The sequence below is a fragment of the Demequina sp. NBRC 110057 genome (assembly GCF_002090175.1).
Classification (GTDB): domain Bacteria; phylum Actinomycetota; class Actinomycetes; order Actinomycetales; family Demequinaceae; genus Demequina.
In genome coordinates, this window is the sequence record NZ_BBRN01000004.1 from 289000 (window position 1) to 312474 (window position 23475).

General features: G+C 71.1%; 23 protein-coding genes, 1 tRNA gene and 1 other RNA gene. 13 read left to right on the plus strand and 12 right to left on the minus strand.

Going from position 1 to position 23475, the window contains the following annotated elements; genetic code table 11:
- Positions 1-17 precede the first annotated feature (17 nt).
- Positions 18-662, minus strand: coding sequence for an NAD(P)H-hydrate epimerase (locus tag B7K26_RS06275; RefSeq protein WP_084078061.1), 645 nt, complete (start codon positions 660-662; stop codon positions 18-20).
- Between the two features lie 145 nt (positions 663-807).
- Between B7K26_RS06275 and B7K26_RS06280 the strand changes: the two genes are divergently transcribed.
- Together B7K26_RS06280 and B7K26_RS06285 are read left to right on the plus strand one after the other, a co-directional pair.
- Positions 808-1305 carry a DUF3145 domain-containing protein gene (locus tag B7K26_RS06280; RefSeq protein ID WP_084078062.1) on the plus strand — a complete coding sequence of 166 codons (498 nt, stop codon included), beginning with the start codon at positions 808-810 and terminating at the stop codon, positions 1303-1305.
- Between the two features lie 31 nt (positions 1306-1336).
- The gene (locus B7K26_RS06285) at positions 1337-1702 is read left to right on the plus strand and encodes a DUF4440 domain-containing protein (protein ID WP_084078064.1); all 366 of its coding nucleotides are present in this window, start codon (positions 1337-1339) and stop codon (positions 1700-1702) included.
- 132 nt (positions 1703-1834) lie between these two features.
- On the opposite strand, the gene fabF is transcribed toward B7K26_RS06285, so the two are convergent.
- The 5 genes from fabF to B7K26_RS06310 form a co-directional block, all read right to left on the minus strand.
- Positions 1835-3070, minus strand: coding sequence for a beta-ketoacyl-ACP synthase II (fabF, locus tag B7K26_RS06290; RefSeq protein WP_084078066.1), 1236 nt, complete (start codon positions 3068-3070; stop codon positions 1835-1837).
- A gap of 40 nt (positions 3071-3110) precedes the next feature.
- The gene (locus B7K26_RS06295; protein WP_084078068.1) at positions 3111-3356 is read right to left on the minus strand and encodes an acyl carrier protein; all 246 of its coding nucleotides are present in this window, start codon (positions 3354-3356) and stop codon (positions 3111-3113) included.
- A gap of 81 nt (positions 3357-3437) precedes the next feature.
- Positions 3438-4436, minus strand: a complete 999-nt coding sequence (locus tag B7K26_RS06300; protein ID WP_084078070.1) for a beta-ketoacyl-ACP synthase III — start codon at positions 4434-4436, stop codon at positions 3438-3440.
- Complete coding sequence (locus B7K26_RS06305) at positions 4433-5347, minus strand: ACP S-malonyltransferase (protein ID WP_084078072.1); 915 nt, start codon at positions 5345-5347, stop codon at positions 4433-4435. The genes B7K26_RS06300 and B7K26_RS06305 overlap by 4 nt, the downstream gene beginning before the upstream one ends.
- Positions 5348-5425: 78 nt before the next feature.
- The gene (locus B7K26_RS06310; RefSeq protein WP_084078074.1) at positions 5426-6595 is read right to left on the minus strand and encodes a CdaR family transcriptional regulator; all 1170 of its coding nucleotides are present in this window, start codon (positions 6593-6595) and stop codon (positions 5426-5428) included.
- 129 nt (positions 6596-6724) lie between these two features.
- Between B7K26_RS06310 and B7K26_RS06315 the strand changes: the two genes are divergently transcribed.
- The gene (locus B7K26_RS06315; RefSeq protein ID WP_143340530.1) at positions 6725-8035 is read left to right on the plus strand and encodes a hypothetical protein; all 1311 of its coding nucleotides are present in this window, start codon (positions 6725-6727) and stop codon (positions 8033-8035) included.
- 93 nt (positions 8036-8128) lie between these two features.
- On the opposite strand, the gene aceE is transcribed toward B7K26_RS06315, so the two are convergent.
- The gene (gene aceE, locus B7K26_RS06320) at positions 8129-10840 is read right to left on the minus strand and encodes a pyruvate dehydrogenase (acetyl-transferring), homodimeric type (protein ID WP_234998720.1); all 2712 of its coding nucleotides are present in this window, start codon (positions 10838-10840) and stop codon (positions 8129-8131) included.
- A 257-nt stretch (positions 10841-11097) separates the two neighbouring features.
- On the opposite strand from aceE, the gene B7K26_RS13025 reads away from it, so the two are divergent.
- Positions 11098-11502 carry a DUF3052 family protein gene (locus B7K26_RS13025; protein ID WP_255376061.1) on the plus strand — a complete coding sequence of 135 codons (405 nt, stop codon included), beginning with the start codon at positions 11098-11100 and terminating at the stop codon, positions 11500-11502.
- The gene (locus tag B7K26_RS06330) at positions 11499-11960 is read left to right on the plus strand and encodes a redoxin domain-containing protein (RefSeq protein WP_234998721.1); all 462 of its coding nucleotides are present in this window, start codon (positions 11499-11501) and stop codon (positions 11958-11960) included. The genes B7K26_RS13025 and B7K26_RS06330 overlap by 4 nt, the downstream gene beginning before the upstream one ends.
- A gap of 1 nt (position 11961) precedes the next feature.
- On the opposite strand, the gene B7K26_RS06335 is transcribed toward B7K26_RS06330, so the two are convergent.
- Positions 11962-12237, minus strand: a complete 276-nt coding sequence (locus B7K26_RS06335) for a hypothetical protein (protein WP_084078082.1) — start codon at positions 12235-12237, stop codon at positions 11962-11964.
- Between the two features lie 93 nt (positions 12238-12330).
- Between B7K26_RS06335 and B7K26_RS06340 the strand changes: the two genes are divergently transcribed.
- Positions 12331-12404 (plus strand) — tRNA-Val (locus B7K26_RS06340).
- Positions 12405-12465: 61 nt separating this feature from the next.
- On the opposite strand, the gene B7K26_RS06345 is transcribed toward B7K26_RS06340, so the two are convergent.
- From B7K26_RS06345 to B7K26_RS12935, 3 genes are read right to left on the minus strand one after another with little or no spacing between them, the layout of a single operon-like run.
- Positions 12466-14586 carry a YhgE/Pip family protein gene (locus tag B7K26_RS06345; RefSeq protein ID WP_375537573.1) on the minus strand — a complete coding sequence of 707 codons (2121 nt, stop codon included), beginning with the start codon at positions 14584-14586 and terminating at the stop codon, positions 12466-12468.
- The gene (locus B7K26_RS06350; protein WP_084078083.1) at positions 14583-15239 is read right to left on the minus strand and encodes a hypothetical protein; all 657 of its coding nucleotides are present in this window, start codon (positions 15237-15239) and stop codon (positions 14583-14585) included. Before B7K26_RS06350 ends, B7K26_RS06345 begins: the two co-directional genes overlap by 4 nt.
- Positions 15236-15841: a TetR/AcrR family transcriptional regulator gene (locus B7K26_RS12935; protein WP_159449626.1), complete on the minus strand. Its 606-nt coding sequence runs from the start codon at positions 15839-15841 to the stop codon at positions 15236-15238. Before B7K26_RS12935 ends, B7K26_RS06350 begins: the two co-directional genes overlap by 4 nt.
- A gap of 142 nt (positions 15842-15983) precedes the next feature.
- Here B7K26_RS12935 and B7K26_RS06355 point away from each other — a divergent pair, with 142 nt between their 5' ends.
- From B7K26_RS06355 to B7K26_RS06370, 4 genes are read left to right on the plus strand one after another with little or no spacing between them, the layout of a single operon-like run.
- A complete protein-coding gene (locus tag B7K26_RS06355; RefSeq protein ID WP_159449627.1) occupies positions 15984-16754 on the plus strand; it encodes a potassium channel family protein in 771 nt (256 codons plus the stop codon).
- A gap of 10 nt (positions 16755-16764) precedes the next feature.
- Positions 16765-17601: a Nif3-like dinuclear metal center hexameric protein gene (locus tag B7K26_RS06360; protein WP_084078087.1), complete on the plus strand. Its 837-nt coding sequence runs from the start codon at positions 16765-16767 to the stop codon at positions 17599-17601.
- A 19-nt stretch (positions 17602-17620) separates the two neighbouring features.
- Positions 17621-18358: a zinc ribbon domain-containing protein gene (locus B7K26_RS06365; RefSeq protein WP_084078088.1), complete on the plus strand. Its 738-nt coding sequence runs from the start codon at positions 17621-17623 to the stop codon at positions 18356-18358.
- Positions 18359-18360: 2 nt separating this feature from the next.
- Positions 18361-19131, plus strand: coding sequence for a histidine phosphatase family protein (locus tag B7K26_RS06370; RefSeq protein WP_159449628.1), 771 nt, complete (start codon positions 18361-18363; stop codon positions 19129-19131).
- Between the two features lie 16 nt (positions 19132-19147).
- On the opposite strand, the gene B7K26_RS06375 is transcribed toward B7K26_RS06370, so the two are convergent.
- Positions 19148-19900: a YaaA family protein gene (locus B7K26_RS06375; RefSeq protein ID WP_084078091.1), complete on the minus strand. Its 753-nt coding sequence runs from the start codon at positions 19898-19900 to the stop codon at positions 19148-19150.
- 126 nt (positions 19901-20026) lie between these two features.
- Between B7K26_RS06375 and B7K26_RS06380 the strand changes: the two genes are divergently transcribed.
- The 3 genes from B7K26_RS06380 to B7K26_RS06390 all read left to right on the plus strand — a co-directional run bounded on the left by B7K26_RS06380 (position 20027) and on the right by B7K26_RS06390 (position 23432).
- Complete coding sequence (locus B7K26_RS06380; protein ID WP_143340536.1) at positions 20027-20656, plus strand: PadR family transcriptional regulator; 630 nt, start codon at positions 20027-20029, stop codon at positions 20654-20656.
- Between the two features lie 145 nt (positions 20657-20801).
- Positions 20802-21176: RNase P RNA component class A (gene rnpB / locus B7K26_RS06385), an RNA gene on the plus strand.
- Between the two features lie 69 nt (positions 21177-21245).
- Positions 21246-23432 (plus strand): DEAD/DEAH box helicase, encoded by a 2187-nt coding sequence (locus B7K26_RS06390; RefSeq protein ID WP_375537574.1) that lies wholly within the window; start codon positions 21246-21248, stop codon positions 23430-23432.
- Positions 23433-23475 lie beyond the last annotated feature (43 nt).

Sequence of the window (23475 nt, forward strand, 5' to 3'; positions counted from 1 at the left end):
CCTCGGCGCCTCGGCGCCTATTGACGCGGGATTCCCACCTCGGCCACGATCACGCGTCCGGCCGATGCGCTGGCCGGCTCCTGGGCCAGGCACGCCTTGGGCGCGGTGAAGGTCACCGTGACGGTGGCGCTGACGTGCGCCGCATCCGCGGCGGCGGAGTCGGCATCGAGCCCGCTCGGAATGTCGACAGCCACGACTGCGGCGGAAGTGGGGATCGTGGCGACGAGCGCGTCCGCCGGTGCCCTGAGGTCCGGCGACGAGCCGATGCCCACGATCCCGTCGATCACCACGTGAGCCGTGGCGACCACGGCCGCTGCCGCCTCGGCATCGGCCGCCGCGTCGACGATGCTGACGCCCGCCGCACGGGCCTCGCCCAGGCTGGGGAGGTGGACGCCGCCGGCCACCAGCAGCGCGGTGACGTTCGCTCCGCGGTGGCGCAGCCGCGCGCCCGCCAGGAGTGCGTCACCGCCGTTGTGACCGGACCCGACGAGCACGGCGACGCGAGCATCGGCCATGCGGCCGGGGTCCGCGGCGAGGATCATCTCGCACTCGGCGGCGACGGCATCGGCAGCGCGGGCCATCAGGGTGGCCTCCGGCACGGTCTCCATCACCTGGGCCTCGGCGTCGCGGATCTGCTGGACGGTCATCACGGAAGCGGACATAGTGCCCAGATTGTCACATCGGGGCGTGGTGAGGCTGGCATTTCGGGACGCTGTCAGGCAGGATGGGAGCACACCGGGGCTCACGCCAGGCGCACCTTCGGATGAGGTCGTAGGGGAAGACGCACCTCAACAGGAAGGAAGGGTCATGGCTGCCATCACCCGCGGTGTGCTTTTTGTGCATTCGGCTACGCGCGCGATGTGCCCTCACATCGAGTGGGCGGCGCAGTCCGTGCTGGGTTCGCGCGCGTCCTTCGAGTGGACCGACCAGCCCGCCGGCACCTCGCTGTTCCGCGCCGAAGTGGCGTGGCAGGGCACCCCCGGAACGGGCGCGCGCCTCGCCTCGGCCCTGCGCGGCTGGGAGCACGTGCGCTACGAGGTGACCGAGGACCCGTCCTTCGGCTCCGACGGCGCCCGCTGGTCCCACACCCCCTCGCTAGGCATCTTCCACGCCGTCACCGACGTTCACGGCAACGTGGTGGTCCCCGAGGACCGCATCCGTGCGGCCCTGGAGAACGGCGGCACCGTGACCGACTTCAAGCGCGCGATGGACCTCGCGCTGGGTGCGGCCTGGGACGACGAGCTGGAGCCCTTCCGCTACGCCGGGGCGGGTGCCCCCGTGCGCTGGCTACACCGCGTGGGGTAATCTCGCGCCTCATGACCCCGAGCACGACCGCATGATGGAGCTTGCCCACGACGAGGCGCTCACGCTCCAGGCGATGGAAGAGGCGATGTGGCGCCCGGAGACGCGCTTCGACCGCCGCTACATGGAGGCGATCCTCGCCGAGAACTTCCACGAGGTGGGCCAGTCCGGCCGCACCTACTCGCGTGAGGACACGCTCGACCTGCGCCCCATCGAGATCGATATCCAGTTCCCGCTGCTCGGATTCTCCGCCGTCGCCATCTGCGAGGACGTCGCGCTCGTGAGCTACACCTCCATCCCCGCCCGCAGCCCGCGCGGGGCGGCCCACCGCACGTCGGTGTGGACCAACGACGGCCGCTGGAAGCTGCGCTTTCACCAGGCGACGCCCGCGGAGGTCTAAGCCCCGCCATCGGCCGTCCGACAATGCGAACCAGTCGGAAACGCAACACGCCGGGTGACGGTCCTCTGAGGGACCTTCACCCGGCGTGTCGCTGACCGGAACGGTTCGCTTGGGAGTGCTGCGACCTAGGTATCAGGCGGAGCCGAACACCAGGGCGACGTTGTGGCCGCCGAAGCCGAACGAGTTGTTGATCGCGGCGAGCTGACCCTCGGGGAGCGCGCGCGGGGTGTCGCGCACCAGGTCGACCTCGAGCTCGGGGTCGGGCGACGTGACGTTGATGGTCGGGGGAGCGACGCGATCCTGCAGCGCCTTGATGGTGAACACCGACTCGAGCGCGCCGGCACCGCCCAGGAGGTGGCCGGTCATCGACTTGGTGGCGCTCAGCAGCACCTGGTCGGCGTGCGAGCCGAGCAGGCCGCGGATGGCGCGCGCCTCGATCATGTCGCCCACGGGGGTGGAGGTGGCGTGCGCGTTGACGTGCGCCACGTCGGTCACCGCGAGGCCGGCGACCTCGAGCGCCTGCTGCATGGCGCGCGTCTGGCCGTGGCCCTCGGGCTCGGGGGCGGCGATGTGGTGGCCGTCGGCGGTACGGCCGATGCCGAGCAGACGCCCGTAGACCTTGGCGCCTCGTGCCTTGGCGTGAGCCTCGGACTCGAGGACCACGATGCCGGCGCCCTCACCGAGCACGAAGCCGTCGCGCTCGGTGTCGTAGGGACGCGAGGCGCCCTGCGGGTCGTCGTTGCGCTTCGACAGCGCGGCCATGGCGGCGAACGAGGAGATGGGAAGCGGGTGAATCGCCGCCTCCGTGCCGCCGCACACGACGACGTCGGCGCGGCCCTGCTGGATCATCTCGTAGCCCATGGCGATGGCCTCGGCACCGGAGGCGCAGGCGGACACGGGGGCGTGAGCGCCGGCGCGGGCGGTGAGCTCGAGCGACACGTACGCGGCGGGGGAGTTGGGCATGAGCATGGGCACGGTCATGGGAAGGACGCGCGAGGCGCCCTTCTCCTTCATCGTGTCCCAGGCGCTTAGCAGGGTCCACACGCCGCCGATGCCCGAGGAGACCACGGCGCCCAGGCGCTCGGGGTCCACCTCGGGCGATCCGGCGTCGGCCCAGGCCTCACGCGTGGCCACGACCGCCATCTGGGCGGACGGGTCCATGCGCTTGGTCTCGGGCCGGCTGAGGACCTCACTGGGCTGCACGGCGAGCTGGCCGGCGAAGTTGACGGCCATGCCGTACTTCTCGGCCCAGTCGTTGTCGAGGGTCGAGACGCCCGACCTTCCGGCCAGTGCGCCCTCCCAGGTCGAGGCGACGTCCCCGCCCAGGGGCGAGGTCGTTCCGAGTCCGGTGACGACGACTTCAGTCATGTGCAGCTCCAGTGATGGTCGAACAGGGGGACGGGGACGCTTAGTTCTGCGCGCCCTCGATGAACTTCACGGCGTCGCCGACGGTGGTCAGGTTCTTGACCTCCTCGTCGGGGATGCGCACGTCGAACTTCTCCTCGGCGAGGGTGACGATGGTCATCATCGACAGCGAGTCGATGTCGAGGTCGTCGGTGAAGGACTTCTCGGCGGTCACCTCGGCGGCGTCCAGACCGGTCTCCTCGGCGACGATCTCGGCCAGGCCGGCGAGGATCTCGTTGGTGTCAGCCATGCTGTGTCTCCTTGTGTAGGGGGTGATGCGGACGCATCGTGTTCGTGTGGAACGTCTGTGACTCTATGACGGCGGTCCCGCTCAGGGCAGGACCACCACCTGCGCGGCGTAGACCAGTCCGGCGCCGAAGCCGATCTGCAGGGCGAGGTCGCCGGCCTTCACCTGGCCGTCGCGGTAGAGGCGCTCGGTGGCGAGCGGGATCGACGCCGCGGACGTGTTGCCCGAGTCGACGATGTCCTTGCCTACCACGACAGTGTCGGGAAGGCCGATCTGCTTCACCATCTGGTCGATGATGCGCACGTTTGCCTGGTGGGGGATGAAGGCCTTGATGTCGGCGGGCGTGACGCCCGCCGCCTCGATGGCCTCGAGCGCGATGGGGGCCATCTTGAAGGACGCCCACTTGAACACGCTCGGGCCCTCCTGGAAGAGGGTGGGGAACGGCGTGTCGCGGTTGTCGCGCACGTCGAGCCAGGACGAGGTCTGGCGGATGAGCTGCGCGCCCGAGCCGTCGGAGCCCCAGACGGTGGGGCCGATGCCGGGGGTGTCGGAGGCGCCGATGACGACGGCGCCGGCGGCGTCGCCGAGCAGGTAGGAGATGGAGCGGTCGGCGGGGTCGACGTAGTCGCTCATCTTTTCCGCGCCGATCACGAGCACGTTGCGGGCGGTGCCAGCGCGCACGAAGGCGTCCGCCTGCGCGATGCCGTAGCAGTAGCCGGCGCAGGCGGCCGAGATGTCGTACGCCGCGGCGGTGATGCCAAGGCGGTCGGCCACGATGGGGGCGCCGCCGGGGGTCATGTGCGGGTAGGTGATGGTCGACAGGATGACGGCGTCAATCTCGTCGACGGCGATGCCTGCCTTCGCGATGGCGTCGCGCGCGGCGGCCTCACTGAGGTCGAGCACCGAGGTGTCCTTGTCCGCGCGCACGCGGGTCGCGATCCCGGTCATCTTGCGGATCCACTCGTCCGAGGAGTTGATCGGCTCGATGAGGTCCTCGTTGGGGACGGCGTTCTCGCCTCGGGACACGCCCAGGCCGAGGATGCGCGAGAACTCGGGCCCGCGCTTGATGTTGAGGGTGGTCACGCGTGCTCCTCCAGCAGCGCCTTCGCGGCGTCGAGGTCGTCGGGGGACTTGAGGGCGACGGCGGGGATGCCCTTGAGCGAGCGCTTCGCGAGCCCGGTGAGGACGCCGCCGGGTGCCACCTCGATGATGCCGGTGACGCCGAGGTCGAGCATACGGGCCTGGCACAGGTCCCAGCGGACCGGGCTCGCCACCTGGCGCACGATGCGCGTCAGCGCGTCGGCGCCATCCGTCACGACCTCGCCGTCGGCGTTCGACAGCAGGGTTGCGGTGGGGGCTGCGGGGGAGATGGCCGACGCCGCGGCCTCCAGCGCCGCGATGGCCGGCTCCATGTAGGCCGTGTGGAACGCGCCGGCCACCTGGAGCTCGATGACGCGGGCACGCGCGGGGGCATCGGCGATGAGCGCCTCGATGCCCGCCTTGGAGCCCGCTGCCACGATCTGCCCGCCGCCGTTCATGTTCGCGGGGGTGAGCCCGAGGGCCTCGAGGCGCTCGAGCACCTCGGCCTCGACGCCGCCGAGCACGGCGGCCATGGAGGTGGGCTCCGATGCTGCCGCGGCGGCCGCCATCGCGTCGCCTCGCACCGTCACTAGCCGCACGGCCTCGGCATCGGTGACGACGCCCGCGAGTGCCGCGGCGCCGAGTTCGCCGACGGAGTGGCCGGCGACGATGCCCGGGGTGGCGTCGCCGAGTACGGCGCGCCCGGTGGCGATGGCCGATGCGACGAGCAGCGGCTGGGCGATTGCGGTGTCGCGGATGGTGTCGGCATCGGACGTGGTGCCGTGGGCCAGGAGGTCGACCTTGGTGGCTTCCGACAATGCGCCGAGCGTCGCGGCGACCTCGTCGATCTCAAGCCAGGGGGTCAGCATCCCGGGGGTCTGGGCGCCCTGTCCGGGGCAGAGGACGGCAATCATGCTTCCAAGCATGGCCCACGGCGGGGCGGTCTCACCGCCATTGCCTCACGGATTCGGGCGGCCAGATTTGTGGGTGTCCTACAAACGCGGGCGTCGGGCGTCGCGGAGCCTGCCGAGCTTGAACGCGGTCTCGAGGACGTGGGCGTCGCGGTGAGCGAGAACGTCCCATCCGGTCAGTTCGGCGACCTTGCGCAGCCGATAGCGCACGGTGTTGGCGTGCACAAACATGGTGCGCGCGGCGACCTCGAGCGAGCGCCCGCAGTCGAGGTAGGTGGCGACGGTCTCCTGCAGGGATCCGCCCGCGCGGGTGATGGGGTCGTACGCGATGGCGATGAGGCGTTCGCGCGCTGCCGCGTCTCCCACGAGGACGCGCTCGGGGAGGAGCTCGTCCGCCCCGACGGGCCGCGGGGCCAGCGACCAGGCGGGTGCAGCGGCGACGCCGGCGACGGCCGCGCGGGTGGCGCGCGCCACCTCGACGAGGGTGATGGCGGAGGGGCCGAGGACCACGGGTCCGGGACCGAAGGACGTCAGCAGGCTTCGCGTGAGCTCGGCGTGGTCGCCGTCGGACCGTGCGATGACAATGAGGTCCTCTCCGTGGATGCCCACGAGCGCGCCCGGTGCCGCGCGCCTCAGCGTGCGCCGGAGCTCCGCCGACTGCACCTCGCCGAGGGCTCCGTCGGTGGTACCCACCATGACCAGCGTGGGGCCGGCGTTCCAGCCCAGCGCGGCGGCGCGGGAGGGAAGGTCGTCGTCGACCTCGCCGCGGACCAGCGCGTCGACGACGAGCGCCTCGAGCCGCGCATCCCACGCGCCGCGGGACTCGGCGGCACGGGCGTAGACCTCGGCTGCAGAGAACGCGATCTCGCGTGAGTAGAGAAGGATCGCCTGGCGGACCTCGACCTCGTTGCCGGGGGAGGCGAAGTCGTCCGAGTGGCTTTCGACCACCTCGACGACGGTGCGCACGATCGACAGGGTGTGCTGGAGGGACACGGAGCGCGTCAGTTCCGGGGGAGCGGCGGCGAAGACCTCGGTGGCACTGCGGTGGCTGTGCTGCGGGTCCGCGTACCAGGCGACGAAGGAGGAGATGCCGGCCTGGGCGACGATGCCGACCCACGAACGTTCCTCGGCGGGCAGCGCCTTGAACCACGGGTAGTCGGCGTCCAGGCGGCGCAGCGCCGCGGTCGAGAGGCGACCTGTCGCGGCCCTGAGGCGACGCAGCGTCTCTGCGCGCGCCGGTGTCTGAGCCATGGTGGAAGCATACGGCCGGATTGTGGATCATCGACAACGCCGACGGCGAGTGTGCGGGGTGCGACGCGCCGGTTGCGGGACTGCGCGCACCGCACGGGTTAGCGTGACGTCAGACGGAAGGAGCCGCCTGTGTCCCCTCGCCCGAAGCCTCTGGTGGGAGCCCTGCTGGGGCTCGCGCTCGGCGTGATCGTGTCGGCATTGCTGTGGATCCTGGGGGTGACGCCGCCCGACAGGCTCCCGCTGTTCGGGATCCTCGCCGTCTCGACCTTGGTGGGCTCGACCCTCACCACCCTCGCCTTCCGGCGCGCGGCCGGGCGGTATCTCGCCGTGGTGGTGCTGTGCGCGGTGGCGGCCGGGGTGGCGCTCACCGGCATCCCGGAGTTCACCGGCAACGGGGACCTCTCGGAGGGGTGTCACGTGTCCGCGACCTCCTCGCTCGAGACGGAACCGGTCACGCCTGAGGGCACGTCGCCGACCGATCCCTTCGACATGACTCAGACCGACACCGTGGCGTGGACCGCGACCACCGACGGCGAGCTCGTCGAGGCATCGCCCAGCGTGGCGCTCATGATCGGCGGTTTCGCGGTCCCCCTGTGGAACGGCCAGACGGCGTACGACGGGGTGCTCGACCTCGCGGGCGAGGACTCGGTCGCGGAGCGCGAGGATGTGGTGCGCGACGCCGTGGGCATCACGCTCACGGGCACGTATCACCTGGCGGGACAGCTCGACGGAGCCATGGGAGGCTGCACGGCCGATGCGTACCTGCGGGTGGCCAGCGACGGCGCCTTCGGCGGGCTGCTTCCCGTGCTGCTGTGGATCCTGCTCGCCGTCGTCGTGGTCGGTATCGCGGTCGTGTCCGGGGCGGTCGCGCGGTCGATCCGCCAGGCGCGTCGCGCGCAGCCGCTAACGGACACGCTCACCACGACGGGCGGGACCTCCCGCGTCGTCCCGACTTCGGGCTCCCTCGCGGCGGTACCCGAGCAGTCGACGGGCGAGCCTCCCGCCAGCCGCTCGCGGAGGGAGGCCGCAGCGGGTGTGGCCGATGCGCGCCGCGACTCGCCGCGCGAGGCCAGCTCGTCACGCGACAAGGGTGATGGTGGCGGCTCGTCGACGTCGGGCAGGGACACTGGCTCGGGCAAGGCGGGCCGACGGGACGGGGCCTCGCGCGACGCCGTGACCTCCCGCGGCGACGGGGGAGGCATCGAGAACAGAGCCGAGCAGAGCGACGCCGTGGCCGCCGACGAGGCCCCGGACGAGCGGCAGCACGACGACGTGGCGGAGCCTCCGGTGGCGGAGACGGTGCCCGTCTTCATCGACCGCGACGACGAGCCTCACGAGGTCCCCGAGGAGCCGTCAACCGAGGCGCCTGTCGACCCGGACGGCGAGCCGGACGACGACACGCGAGAGACGCGCCGCGTCGAGGGGGACAGGGACGCCTGACCCGGCGACCGCATCGGCCCCCGCACTGCACCGGAAACGACGAAGCCCGTCCTCGCCGAGGCGAGGACGGGCTTCGTGCTGTGCGGTGAGCGCTTACGCGTCGCCGCCCGCGTTGCCGGACGTGCCCTTGCGGACGTCGTGCAGCTCGTAGCGGTTGATCGCGTCTTGCACCAGGTGTCGGTCCACCTGGCCGGCGGCGGCGAGGCGCTGGAGCACCTTGACCGCCGTCGACGGGCCGTCGATCTTGAAGTAGCGGCGTGCGGCGGCACGAGTGTCGGAGAAGCCGAAGCCGTCCGCACCGAGCGTTGCGTAGTCGCCGGGGACCCAGGCGCGGATCTGGTCGGCGACCAGGTGGTCGTAGTCGCTCGTCGCGACGAACGGACCGGCCGCGCCGGACAGCTGCTGCGTGAGGAACGGCGTGCGGGGCTCCTCGCCCGGGTGGAGGAACGCGTGCTCCTCGCACTCGAGCGCCTCGCGACGCAGCTCGTTCCACGACGTCACCGACCACACCGCGGCGCGGACGCCGTAGTCGCGGGCCAGCAGCTCCTGGGCCTCGAGGGCCCACGGGACAGCCACGCCGGAGGCGAGGATCTGCGCCTCCGGACCGTCGCCCTGCGGCGCATCGGCGTACTTGTAGATGCCCTTGAGGATGCCGTTGACGTCGACGTTCTCGGGCTCGGCGGGCTGCTGGATGGGCTCGTTGTACACCGTGAGGTAGTACATGACGTTCGGGTCGCGACCGTCGTTGCCGTACATCCGCTGCAGGCCGTCGCGCACGATGTGGCGAATCTCGTAGCCGAAGGCGGGATCGTACTGCACCACCGACGTGTTGGTACCCGCGATGAGCGGCGAGTGGCCGTCGGCGTGCTGCAGGCCCTCACCCGTGAGGGTGGTGCGGCCGGCGGTGGCGCCGATGATGAAGCCACGCGTCATCTGGTCACCGGCTGCCCAGAACTGGTCGCCGGTGCGCTGGAAGCCGAACATCGAGTAGAAGATGTAGAACGGCACCAGGGGCTCGTCGTGCGTCGCGTACGCGGTGCCGACGGCCTGGAACGCTGCCGCGGAACCGGCCTCGTTGATGCCGGTGTGCATGATCTGCCCGGCCTCGGACTCCTTGTAGCTCAGCATGAGCTCGCGGTCCACCGGCAGGTAGTTCTGGCCGTTCGTATTGAAGATCTTCGCCGAGGGGAAGATCGCGTCGAGGCCGAAGGTGCGAGCCTCGTCGGGAATGATCGGCACCACACGGTGGCCGAACTCCTTGTCGCGCACCAGGTCCTTGAACAGGCGGACGAACGCCATGGTGGTGGCGACCTCCTGCTTGCCCGACCCCTTGGCGAGGAGCTCGTAGGCCTTGTCGCCGGGAAGCGCGATGTCCTTGCGGGAGTCGCGACGCTCGGGGACGAAGCCGCCCAGTGCCTGGCGACGGTCCAGCATGTACTTCACCGCAGGGTCCTCGAACCCGGGGTGGTAGTACGGCGGGTTGTACGGGTCGGCCTCGAGCTGCTCGTCCGTGAACGGGATGTCGAAGGTGTCGCGCAGGACCTTGAGGTCCGCCGCGGCGAGCTTCTTCATCTGGTGCGTCGAGTTGCGGGCCGCGAAGTTGGAACCGAGGCCGTAGCCCTTGATGGTCTTCGCGAGGATGACGGTGGGCTTGCCGTTGGCCTGCGTGGTCGCCTTGGCGTACGCGGCGTACAGCTTGCGGTAGTCGTGACCACCGCGCTTGAGGGCCCAGATCTCGTCGTCGGTCATGTCCTTGACGAGCTCCTTGGCGCGCGGGTCACCGCCGAAAAACTGGTCGCGGATGAAGGCGCCGGACTCGGCACGGTAGGTCTGGAAGTCGCCGTCGGGGACGGTGTTCATGAGGTTGACGAGGGCGCCATCCTCATCGCGCTCGAGCAGCGGGTCCCAGTTGCGGCCCCACACCACCTTGATGACGTTCCAGCCCGCGCCGCGGAAGAACGCCTCGAGCTCCTGGATGATCTTGCCGTTACCGCGCACCGGGCCGTCGAGGCGCTGCAGGTTGCAGTTGACCACGAACGTGAGGTTGTCGAGGCCCTGGTGAGCGGCGAGCTGCAGCATGCCGCGGCTCTCCGGCTCGTCCATCTCGCCGTCGCCGAGGAACGCCCACACGTGCTGCTGCGACGTGTCCTTGATGCCGCGCAGCTGCATGTAGCGGTTGGTCCACGCCTGGTAGATCGCCGACGCGGGGCCGAGGCCCATCGACACGGTGGGGAACTCCCACACGTCGGGCATGAGACGGGGGTGCGGGTAGGAGGACATGCCGCGGCCGGGGCCGGACTTCTCCTGGCGGAACGAGTCGAGGTCGTTCTCCGAGAACCGGCCCTCGACGTAGCCGCGGGCGTACACGCCGGGGGCCGCGTGGCCCTGGAAGTACACCTGGTCGCCGCCGCCGGGGTGGTCCTTGCCACGGAAGAAGTGGTTGAGGCCCACCTCGTACAGGGTCGCGACCGAGGCGTAGGAGGAGATGTGGCCGCCGACGCCCTTGCCGGCCGCCTGCGCGCGGGTCACCATGACGGCGGCGTTCCAGCGGATCCAGCCGCGGTAGCGGCGCTCGATCTCCTCGTTGCCCGGGAATTCGGGTTCGTCGTCAGCGTGAATCGTGTTGACGTACGGGGTGTTGAGGCTCAGGGGGACGGACAGCTGCTTGGTCGATGCGTGCTCGACCATGCGCTCCAGCACGTACTCCGCGCGCGACTCGCCCCCTTCCTCGATCAGTCCGTCGAGGGACTCGAGCCACTCATTGGTCTCGCTCGGGTCCTTGTCTACGTCGCCGTGTGAAGCCACCAGAGAACTTCCTCTCAGGCGCAGGGGTAGCAGCGCCCTATCAGTTGGAGGGTGGGGAGCGGTGTTCACCGCCTCATCCGACTCATTCTGTCGAGTCTCGAGTCTATTGTCACGCCAGGGCGGTTCGGGACCGCTGGCGCGCGGCGCCATTGCCACCGCATCGACGCGGGCTCTACGCTGGACCCCAGCGCGCGGTCCCGCGCGCGTTTGTCTACGAGAGGAGCGTCACCGCTGTGGCGACACAGGAAGGTGCGGACGTGGCCGATGCAGGCCTCACCGCCCGGTTTGACCTGACCAAGGGAATGGTCCTGCAGGAGTTCGGCTACGACAACGACGTGGACGAGGCCCTGCGCGCCGCTCTCGCGGAAGCCACGGGGGAGGAGCTCGTCGACGAGGACTACGGAGACGTCACTGACGGCGTCGTCCTGTGGTTCCGCGACGGCGACGACGATCTGGCCGATCTGCTGATGGACGTGCAGTCCCTCCTCGACGATGGCGGCAAGGTGTGGCTGTTCACGCCCAAGGCCGGCACCAAGGGCCACGTGCTCCCGGGCGACGTCCAGGAGGCGTCCTCGCTTGCCGGGCTTCACGGCACCTCGACCTTCGTGGTCGGCGAGGGCTGGTCCTGCACCCGCCTCGTCGACAAGGGTTGGCAGAAGTGACGGCGCCCGCGGTCGGTGAGGCCGCGCCGGCGATCAGCCTCATCGACCAGCACGGCCGCCACGTCACGCTTGCCGACTTCGCCGGTACCCCGCTGCTGCTCGTGTTCGTCCCGTTCGCGTTCTCGGACACCTGCACCAACGAGCTCATCGAGCTGCGTGACGCGGGCCCGTTGTCGGAGGACAAGGAAGTGGCCGTGGCGATCGTCTCGTGCGATTCGCTGTACACGATGAAGGCCTGGGGCGACGCTCACGCGTTCGACCAGTCTCTGCTGAGCGACTTCTGGCCTCACGGTGAGGCCGCTCGCGCCTACGGCGTCTTCAGCGAGGACAAGGGACTCGCGACGCGTGGCACCTTCCTCATCGACGGGGAAGGCACCGTGCGTTGGCGCGTGCTGAACCCGACCGGCGAGGCGCGCGCGATCGACGACTACCGCGAGGCCATCGCGCAGCTCGTCTGATTCAGACGCTCCACTCCCAGAGTGCGCGCGCGGCCTCGGTCGCGGTCCTGAACCGCTTCCACGCGCCGTCGCGCTCGACGACCCACCCGCCCGGCACACGGCGCACCTCATAGGCGCCGCCCGGGCGGGTGATGGTCGCCCACCGTCCGGGCATCGCCAGCCGCGACACGAGCGACGCCATCGCGGATTCCGTCGCGACCGCGCACGGCGCGGATCCAGGGTCCGACCAGCGGGGGGTGATTCCTGTGGTGGATGGTGCGATCAGGGTGGCGGTCATGACGTCTCCTTCCGTCTGATCACAGACTCGCAGGAGGGTCTGACATCGCGGCGGCATCGACGTGGTGGCCGATGCGCCACAATGGTTCCCCTGGGGCCCTTAGCTCAGTTGGTTAGAGCACTGCGTTTACACCGCAGGTGTCGTCGGTTCGAGTCCGGCAGGGCCCACCTCAACAGCAGCGGGGCACGGCCATGGTGGCCGTGCCCCGCTCGCTTGTCGCCCGGATGACTACCCGATCAGGCTGGGCTGCAGGTCCCGCAGCGTGCGCCGGTGCGTCATCCGCGTGACGCCGATCGCCGCCACCACGAGGGCTCCCACCATCCACAGCGCGAGGGCCGCGGCGTCGCCCCACGCGGCCGCCGACGAGCCGCCGTACATGAGCTGCCTCAGCCCGTCGACGGCGAAGCTCATGGGAAGGACGTGGTGGAGGCTCGCGAGCGGGCCCGGGAGCGTCTGCCAGGGGAACGTGCCACCGGCGGTGACGAGCTGCACCACCATGAGCACGAGCCCGAGGAACTGACCCACGGACCCCAACCACACGTTGAGCGCCAGGATGATGGCGGCGAACGTCAGCGATGCCAGGGCGAGGAGCGCGTAGGCGCCGACGGCGTTGTCGAAGGTGAAGCCCAGTGCCCAGGCGACGACGGTGAACAGGCCCACCATCTGCGCCGCGCCGAGGGCTCCCGGCGTCAGCCAGCCCGCGAGCGTCACGCGGACGGGGGAGTGGATGGCCGTGATGGCGCGCTTCGACACTGGCTTCACGATAAGGAAGAGGGCGTAGATCCCGATCCACGCCGCGAGCGACATGAAGAACGGGGCAAGCCCCGCGCCGTAGGTGCCCGCGTCCGCGATCGATGTGTTGTCGAGGTCCACGGGGTCGGCGATGGTGGCCGCCTGCTCGTCGCGGAGTTGTTCGTCGGCGACGGGAATCTCGTCGACGCCGTCCTGAAGGCCGTCGGTGAGGTCCTGGGCGCCGTCGTGCAGTTGGCCGATGCCGTCGGTCAGGTCCGATGCCCCGTCGGCCGCGGTGGTGAGGCCGTCGCCGAGGGTCGTGGCGCCGGCGTCGAGGTCGCTCGCGCCGGACGCGAGGGAGGTGGCGCCCTCGTCGACGGCGTCGGCACCGTCGCTGAGGTCGGAGGCTCCCGTCGCCGCGCTGCTCGCGCCCGTGGCGAGCGTGGACGCGCCCGTGGCGGCCGAGGCGGCGGCGTCGGCGAGGTCCGATGCCCCGTCGGCCACCTGTGTGGCACCCGCGGACAGGGTGTCGACGCTGTCGACCTGGTCCTGCAGCGTGTCGTTCGCGTCGACGAGCGCGTCACCCACCGGGTCGAGCGCCGCAAGCGCCTCCGTCACCTGCGCCTCGGTGAGCCCCAGTTCGGTGAGGCGTTGGGCGATGGTGTCGCGGGCGGCGGGGATCCCGTCGGCCGCTTCTTGTGCGGCGTCGCCCACGGAATCGGCCGTCTGTGCGAGCGCGGCGTTGCCGTCGGCAACCTGCTGCGCCCCCTCGGACAGCGTCTGCGCGCCGTCCTTCAGGGAGGACAGGCCGTCGCTGAGTTCGGAGGCGCCGTCGGCCACCTGCTGGGTGCCGTCCGCCAGGTCGCTCGCGCCGGCGGCGAGCGAACCCGTGCCGTCCGCCAGGGCGCTCGCGCCCTGCGCCAGCTGTCCCGTGCCGTCGGTGAGGTCGCCGGCGCCGGTGACCAGCTGGTCGAGGCCGCTGCCGAGGTCCTCCGAGCCGGCGAGAGCATCGGCCGCGCCGTCGGTGAGCTGCTGCGCGCCGTCGGCAGCATCGACAAGGCTGGAGCGGATGTCCGCCAGGCCCAGCAGGAAGCGGGAGGCGGCCTCCTCGTTGACGGTCTGGACGATGGACACGCGGATCGACTCGGCGGCCTGCTCGCCAATGGTGGAGGCGAGGTAGCTGTTGACGTCGTTGGTGGTCAGCGTGACGCGCGCCTGGTGAGGGTCGTCCGTGGACGTGGAGGCGAGTGCGTCGGAGAAGTCGGCGGGGAACGTGATGGCGAAGTCGTAGTCCTCGTCCTCGACGCCGTCCCTGGCCTCGGTGGAGTCGACGATCGTCCAATCGAACGTGCCGTCGTCGACCATCTGCTCGGCGACGTCCTCGCCGTAGCTCTTGGGCTCGCCGTCCACCGTGGTGCCCTGGTCCGCGACCACGATGGCGGCGGGGATGCGGTCGAGCGCCGCGTAGGGATCCTTGTTGGCCCACAGGTACATGCCGCCATAGAGGATCGGCACGCCCATGAGCGCGATGAGGGCAAGCACGGCCATGGGGGTCGAGGTGAGGCGGCGCAGCTCCGCCGAGACCATGGCGGGAACGCGCACGGCGAAGCGGCTCATCGCTCGTCCTCCTCGTCGTCGCGCTCCGTGTAGGCGACGAGCGTGTCGGGCATCTGCGCCACCGAGGTGCCGGCAAGGGTCGCGGCGGCCGCGTCCCCGGCGATCACGAGGACCGCGAGGCCCGCGCGCGCGAGCACCAGGCACTCCTCCCACCAGCCGGCGGGATCGCCGCCATGGCGGTCGGGAGCGACGAGCACCACTCCCTCGACGCCGGGACGCATGGCCGCCAGCGTGAGGAGCAGGCGGATCCTGTCGGTGGGGTCCACATTGCCGATGGGGGTGCGGGTCCAGCGCGACAGGCCCCACTCGTCGAGGGTGCGGCGCGCGGCGGCGATCGTCGCGAGGCGGCCGGCGAACATGAGCTCCTCCTCGACGATGCCGACGGTCGACACGTGCGCGGGAGGCTCGCTGACGGCAGGGGCGTCGATCAGGGCGACCCGCGCGCGCATCCCTGCACGGTCTTCGCGGCCGTCGAGCCGCACAGCCCCGGTGTCGGGGTCCATGCGGCCGGAGGCGAGCAGGCCCAGCACGGTGGGGCGCTGCTCGGTCTCGGCGCGCACCAGGGTGACGGCGCCGGACTCGAAGGTGACGCTCACGGGCTGGAGGGCGTCGTCGCCGCGACCCTTGGAAGCTTGGTCAAGCTGAATCTTCATCGCGCGTCCTCCACCTGCCGTGCCAGCCGCGCGGCGTCGGCAGCGCCCACGCCCGCGGCGCACAGGGGGTGCGTCATCGCGAGCATGCGGGCGTCGTCCGCCTCCGCCTGCGCGGCGACCTCGAGCACGTCGAGCGCGGCGCGCTCGACAAGAAGCGCCAACACCTCGGGCGAGACGTCGGTCCGCACGCGGTGGGCCGATGCGGCATCCACCAGGCAGGCCCTGACGCGCTCGCGGATGGGCGCCATGGCGCCGGCCACGGTGGCGCCGCGGCCGCTCGACAGCGCCATCCGCGCCACGGCGTGGACGTCGGCGACGGCGTCCCACAGGGCACCGCCCAGGCGTGCAAGCGCCACGAGAGGATCCTCGTCGGTGCGAGGGCCTACGGCCGCGGCAATGCGCGTGGCGCCGCGCTCCACGATGGCGTCGACCAGGGCGTCCCGGCCCGGGAAGTGGCCATACACGGCGCGCCTGCTGAGGCCCGCCTCGGTCGCGATGTCCTCGAGGGTGGCGTCGACGTCGCGTCGCAGCGCGCGGCCGCCGGCGTCGAGCAGTGCCTCGCGATTGCGCGCCGAATCGGCGCGAGGGGTCCGGGGGGTCATGGCTCCCAGCCTACGAAGTTGCACACGGCTGTGCAAGTTATGCGCGAGGGGGCGTCGCGCCGCCACGCCGGCAGCGGCATCGGCCCTGCGTACGATGGTGGCCAGCCACCCCACCGACACGCGACACGACGGGAGACGCGCGATGGCCGAGCCGATGGGCGAGAAGTACGACGCATACGCGAAGAAGACCGATGCGCCCATGGCGGCGCTCGCGCTGATCTTTCTGGTGGTGTGGTCCAGCCGCATCATCTTCTTCGCCTCGCTCCCCGGCGGAGTCCGCGCGACGATGCTCACCGTCCAGGGCGTGATCTGGGCGATCTTCCTGACGGACCTCATCATCCGCACGGTCATCTCGAAGAAGTCCTGGCGCTACCTGTGGACGCACCCGATCGACGTCGTCGCCGTCCTGGTGCCCGCCGCGCGTCCCCTGAAGGTGCTGACCGCCTTCACGCAGGCGACGGCCTTTGCGACCGCGGCCGGCCGCATGAAGACCATGCAGGCCGTGGTCCTGTCCGTGGTGCTGCTGCTGTGGATCGGGTCCGTGGCGGTCCTCGCGGCGGAACGTCCCCTCGCCGACTCGGCGATCAACACCTTCGGCGACGCGCTGTGGTGGGCCTTCGTGACCGTCACGACCGTCGGTTACGGCGACTTCGCGCCGATCTCGGTCGAGGGGCGCATCATCGCGGTGCTCATGATGCTCATCGGCATCGCCCTCATCGGTGTCGTCACCGCGTCGGTCGCGGCCTGGTTCGTCGCGCTGACCTCCGGAGGCGACGACGAGGAAGAGGAGGCGCGCGAGGTGACCCGCCACGACGAGCTCATGGCACGCGTGGCCGAGCTGGAGGCGAAGATCGACCGGCTCGCGGGCTCGCCCGAGGCTCCCGCGGAGCGCGCGGGCCCCGAACGCCAGTAGCGTTGTCCCCATGGCCACGGTCGCAGACATCGTCGAGATCCTCGACACTCGATTCCCGCCATCGCTCGCCGAGGGATGGGACGTCAACGGCCTCACTGTCGGTGACCCTGCCGCGAGCGTGTCCCGCGTGCTCTTCGCCGTGGACCCGACGCTCGCCGTGGTGCAGGAGGCGATCGACGTCGACGCCGACCTTGTCGTGACGCACCACCCCCTCTTGCTCCGCGGCGCGCAGCAGCTTGCCGTGACGTCATCCAAGGGCGCCGTGGTCCACCAGCTGATCGCCCACGGCATCGGCCTGTTCAACGCGCACACCAACGCCGACCATGCCTCGGGCGGCGTCGCCGAGGCCCTCGCCGAGGCGCTCGGCGTCGGCTCGACGGTACCGTTGCTTCCCCACAGCGGGGACGCCTCGCAGGGCACCGGGCGCATCGGCGTCCTCGACGGGCCGCTGAGCCTCGACGAGTTCGCTCGCCGTGTGGCCGAGCGCCTTCCCGCCACCGCGCACGGCGTGCGGGTAGCGGGGGACCTGGAGGCGCTCGTGACCTCCGTCGCCGTGTGCGGCGGATCGGGCGACGCCTTCCTGGCCGACGCGCGGGCCGCCGGCGCCGACGTGTACGTCACCGCCGACCTCCGTCACCACCCCGCCTCCGACGCTCGCGAGGTCGCCGACCTCGGCGATGGCCGTCCGTTCCTCGTCGACGTGGCACACTTCGCGTCCGAGTGGGCCTGGCTCGCCGCGGCCGCCGAGCACGTCGCCGACGCCGCCGGCGTCGACACCATCGTGTCCACCCTCAACACCGACCCCTGGACCGCGCACTACGCCTCGCCGGCGCGCGCGACCGACTGATCCCACAAGGAGACCCTCCGTGCCGAACGCCCCCGTCGCCGACCAGCTGCGACTGCTCGAGGTGCAGGACGCTGATTTGCGACTGCAGCAGGCCCGTCACCGCCGCGCCACCCTGCCGCTGACCGAGCAGATCGCCGAGCTGTCCGCCCGTGCCGCCGACCTCGAGGAGGACGCCGTCGCGCGTGGCACCGAGGTCTCTGACCTGCGCCGCGAGGTGACGAAGGCCGAGGACGACGTGCAGTCCGTGCGTCAGCGCGCCGACCGCGATCGCTCGCGGCTCGAGTCCGGCACCGGCTCCGCCAAGGACCTGCAGGCACTCCAGGGTGAGCTCGAGGTGCTCGCGCGCCGCCAGAGCGCCCTCGAGGACGTCGAACTCGAGGTCATGGAGCGCCTCGAGGCCGCGGAGGCGCTGCACACCGAGGCCCGCGCGCAGCGCGACGCGATCGCCGCTGACATCACGCGCTTCAGCGCCGAGCGCGACGAGCAGCTCGCCGAGATCGACTCCGAGATCGGCGACATCGAGGCCGAGCGTGTGCTGAAGGCCGAAGGAGTCGACGCGACGCTCATGGCGCTGTACGAGAAGCTGCGCGACCAGCACGGGGGAGTGGGCGCCGCCGCGCTGCGCGGCTCGCAGTGCCTGGGATGCCACATGACGCTCAACGCCGGCGACCTGCGCGCCATCGAATCGGCGGCGCCCGACGCCGTGGTGCGATGCGAGGAGTGCGGAAGGATCCTGGTGCGGAAGGCGGACGCCTGAGCATGACCTCCTCCGAGGCCCACGAGACCGGCTCCGACGTCGCGCCCGAGCCCGCGCGCGGCGCCTCGCTGTACGACCTGGGTCAGGAGGGCTTCGTCAGCCCGCTGACCCTCGTCCTGGTGCGCCACGGTGTCACCGACATGACCGTGACCCACGCCCTGTCGGGTTCGGGAGTGGCGGGCCCGCCGCTCAATGCGTCCGGCCGTATCCAGGCTGCCAAGGCGGCCGATGCCGTCTATCGCATCGGCCGCAAGGACTGGGACCGCGTTCCCCACGTGAGCCGCGTGCTCGCGTCGCCGATGACGCGCACCCAGGAGACGGGTGGCGCGATCGGTCGACGCGTGGGTGCGCACGTCGAGACCGAGGAGCGCGTGCGCGAGGTGCACTTTGGCGACTGGGAGGGCCTCACGGGGGCCGAGATCACGGCGCGTGAGCCCGAGAACATGCGCCAGTGGGGGCTGGGCGACTACCGCGCCCCCGGCGGCGAGTCGCTCCACGACGTGGGGCTGAGGATGGACGAGTTCATCGTCGACGCCGCGCGTCAGCACGCCGCCCTGTGTGACGAGGGACGTGACGAGTCACGCGCGTGGGCGGTGGCCTCGCACGCGGTGGCAATCAAGACCGCGGTGGCGGTGTCGATGGGCATGCCCGTGTCGGGCTGGTCGCGCATGTGGCCCCAGCCGGCGTCCCTCACGCTACTCCAGCTGCGCGTGCGCGAGGACGGCAGCGTCGCCGAGCGCCACCTGCTCGCGTTCGGCGTCCCCACGCACTAACGCATGGCCGCGGGCGTCAGCCCGCGATGACGATTGTCAGTTCCTTGTCGGTGGTCGCGATGTCGATGACGCCCGGCAGGGTGCGCGCGGCGTCGGCAAGGTCATCACGGGTGCCGGGGACATCGTCCGCGGTGGCGAGCGCACCCGCGAGAAGGCCGCGCGTGTGCTTCGCCATGTGGCTGACGACCGATCGCTTGCCGTTCAGCTCGCGCTCGACTCGCACCGACACGGTGGGGTGGCCGGTGGGTCGCCACGCTGCGACGTAGGACGACGAGCGGCAGTCGACGATCAGTCCTTCGCCGGCGAGGTGCGACAACTCCGCCGCGAGGTGCTGGCGCCAGAACGATGCAAGCGCGCCGATGCGCCCCAGGCTTGTCGACATCGATAGCCGGTAGGCGGGGATCGGGTCGGCGGGGGAGACGGCACCCCACAGCGCGGAGACGATGCGGATCCGGTCGGCCGCGCGGGCAAGGGTGGCTCCGTCCCACTCGGCGGCGCCCGCCGCCTCGTACAGCACGCCTGTGTACACGCGCGCCGCGACGTCGGCGGGGTTGTCCCACAGGGTGCGGTTGCGCTCCACCTCACCGCCGAGGCTGGGACCCACGTCGAGAACATCGAAGGCGTTGCGCTGGCCGCTGACCTTGGCGAGCGCCGTCCCCACCCGCTCGCGGGCGGGCGTCAGCGCGGGGTGGCTCAGCGCGGCGAGGTCCACGGGGGAGCCGGATGTGGGGGCGGTCTTCCCCTCGGACGGGGGCAGCAGGATCAGCACGCGTCCAGCGTAGAGGGGCGGGGGCGGGTGTCCGTCACGGCCGTGCGCACGACGCGAGCGCACTTGACGTCTGCCATATCGCGATATATCGTCAACGTATCGACATCACGACGGAAGGAGATATCGATGAGAGACAACGACTTCATATTTAAGGGCCACGACCCCCGCACGGAGGTGCTCCGCCGCCACGGTCGCGGCGGGTACGGCCCTGGCGTCGGTCCCGACTTCGAGGGCGCCGACGCCGGATTTGGCGGGCCGCGCGGACACCGCGGTCCCGGCGGACGCGGCCCCGGTGGCCGCGGCGGTCGTGGCCGGGCGCGCGGAGACATTCGCGCCGCGGTGCTCGTCCTGCTCGCGGAGCAGGAGCGTCACGGCTACGACCTCATTCGCGCCATCGAGGAGCGCACGCAGGGCGCGTGGGCCCCGAGCCCCGGCTCGATCTACCCCACCCTCCAGTCGCTGCAGGACGAGGGCCTGGTCACGATCGACGTGAGCGAGGGGCGCAAGGTCGCCTCGCTGACCGACGAGGGTCGTGCCTGGGTCGCGGACAACGTCCCCACCCCGGCGGCGCTGTTCGCGCAGCCCGAGGGCGGAGCGGGCATTGGCCAGGTACGCCACGAGATGGTGCAGCTGCGCGATGCCGCGATGCACGTCACCCGCCAGGTGGCGGCCGACGAGGACCAGGTCGCGAAGGTCGCCGCCGTGCTGGCCTCCGCGCGTAAGGACCTGTACCGGCTGCTCGCCGAGCAGGACTGACGCCAGCAGTACCGGCCGGGCGGCCGGCGCCGGGCTCGACGAGAGTCGCCCCCAGGATCGACGGGAGTCGAACCGCGGCGCCGGCCGCCTTGGCGTGTCCGATGCGCCACTCACCAGGCCCGTCGCGCTATCCTTGGCGTGCGGATGAGTTGGCCAGGCGGCCGCGTGATCGCAAGATCCCGAGGAACGTCCGGGCTCCGCAGGGCAGGGTGATGGCTAACGGCCACCCGGGGTGACCCGCGGGACAGTGCCACAGAGAGTAGACCGCCTCCGGCTTCGGCCGGGGGTAAGGGTGAAAGGGTGAGGTAAGAGCTCACCGCGCGACTGGTGACAGGAGCGGCACGGTAAACCCCACCCGGAGCAAGGCCAGACAGAGAGCGTTTGAGGGCTGCCCGCCCGATGCTCTCGGGTAGGTCGCTGGAGCCCTGGAGCAATCCAGGGCCTAGATGGATGGTCGCCCGGTGTGCAATGCGGCAACGCGCACACCCGACAGAACCCGGCGTATCGGCCAGCTCATCCGCCCACGCCCGTCCCGGGCGTGGGCGTCACGCATCACGCACCCTCGGCGATACGAGGAGAAGGAGAAGTCTTGGCAGCAGCGGGGCAGGGGCGTTCCGGTCGAGGACGCTCGCGCACGAACGGTCAGTCGGCGCGCCGGCGCGGGTCGTCGACGACCCCCAAGGGTCTGATCCCGCTGATGGCCGGCATCGCGCGCGATGTCGAGCGCGCCGCCCAACAGCCTCCCGCGCGTGGCGCCACCCGCACCAAGTTCCAGGTGGTGGCGCTGCTGGTGCGTGAGGAGCGCGCCCGCGTGAAGACCGATGCCTCCCTCAGCACCGCCAAGCGTGACGAGGAGTTGAAGCGACTCGACGGCCTGGCCACGATCCTCGCCAAGACGGCGGCGCGCGATACGTCCCTGTTGTCGCTGCTCGCGGAGGACGCACGCGTGTCGCCTGCCGCGCGCGAGTACAAGGACACGGTGTTGAAGGCCGCCGGCCGCGAGGTCGAGGAGGCGCCGGAGCCCGCAGCGCCCTCGGCGGCCACCCCCGCCACCCCCAAGGCCGTGGTCCCGCAGTCGGCGATCTCGTACCAGATGGCCAATCCGTTCCTTGCCCCCGACTTCTCCGCGGCGCGCGCCTCGCAGCCTCGCGCGGGACGCCTGTCGACGTGGGAACTCCTGGACCCGCTGTTCCGCTCGTTCGAGCGCGACGCTCCGGGCGCCACGGCCTGCATGACGCTGCCCGATGCCGCTGCAGCCCAAGCCTCCGCGCCGTCGCCCGTGGGGCGTGAACTCATGCCCCACCAGGCGCAGCTGGTGGCGGCGGCCGACCGCGGTCACCGCACCTTCCTGCTCGCCGACGAGCCCGGCCTTGGCAAGACGGCCCAGGCGCTCCTTGCCGCGCAGGCCGCCGACGCGTACCCGCTCCTGGTGATCGCCCCCAACGTCGTCAAGATGAACTGGGCCCGCGAGGTTGAGCTGTGGACCCCTCACCGCCGGGTGAGCGTGGTTCACGGTGACGGCGACGACGTGGACGCCTTTGCCGATGTGGTGGTGGTCAACTACGCGATCCTCGACCGCCACGTCGGCTGGTTCGGCGGGATGGGCTTTCGCGGCATGGTCGTGGACGAGGCCCACCTCATCAAGAACAAGCAGTCCCAGCGCTCGCAGCACGTGCTGGCGCTCGCCGACCGGATCCGCGAGCGCACCCCGCGCCCGCTCATGATGGCGCTCACGGGCACGCCGCTCATCAACGACATCGAGGACTTCCGCGCGATCTGGCAGTTCCTGGGGTGGATCGACGACGAACGCCCCGTGGGCGCGCTCATGGACGCCCTCGAGGACGCCGGCCTCACCCCCACGGACAGGGGCTTCTACGACGCCGCCCGCGCCGCGGTCGTGGAACAGGGCATCGTGCGTCGCCGCAAGGCCGACGTGGCCGCCGACATCCCCGCTCGCCGCGTCGCCGACCTGCCGGTGGAGCTGTCGGGCAAGGAGGGCCGCTCCATCCGCGACGCGGAGGCGGCGCTCACGGCGCGCCTGGTTGAGCAGTACCGCCACGCGGTGGCTCAGCGTCCGGAGCCGCCCGAGGGAATCGACCTCGACCTCGTGCGCCGCATCGCCGCCGCGGAACTCAAGGACTCTGCGTCCAAGAAGACCGGCGACAACGTCTTCACGATGGTGCGCCGCATCGGTCAGGCCAAGGCCGCCCTCGCCGCCGACTACGCCGCGCAGCTCGCCCGCAACGTCGGCAAGGTGGTGTTCTTCGCCAAGCACATCGACGTCATGGATGAGGCGGAGCAGCTCTTCGCTGACCGCGGCCTGAAGTCGGTGTCGTTGCGAGGTGACCAGACGTCGAAGGCACGCGAGGAGAGCATCAGGGCGTTCACCGAGGACCCCGACGTGCATGTCATCGTGTGTTCGCTGTCCGCCGCGGGTGTCGGAGTGAACCTCCAGGTCGCGTCGAACCTGGTGCTCGCCGAGCTGTCCTGGACGGATGCCGAGCAGACCCAGGCGATCGACCGCATCCACCGCATCGGCCAGTCGGAGCCGGTGACCGCGTGGCGCATCATCGCGGCGCAGACCATTGACTCGACGATCGCCGCGCTCATCGACAGCAAGTCGGGCCTCGCGGCACGCGCTCTCGACGGGGTCGCCATCGACGGCGCCGACGAGGTGACGGACGTGCGCCTCGACGCGCTCGTCGCTCTCGTCACCGCCGCGCTCGGCGACGCTCCCGCCACCAGCGACGGGGACGTGTCCGCGCCCTTCGTGTGACTCTCAGCAATCTCCTAGGTTCCTCCAGGTTTCCTCCAGGGTC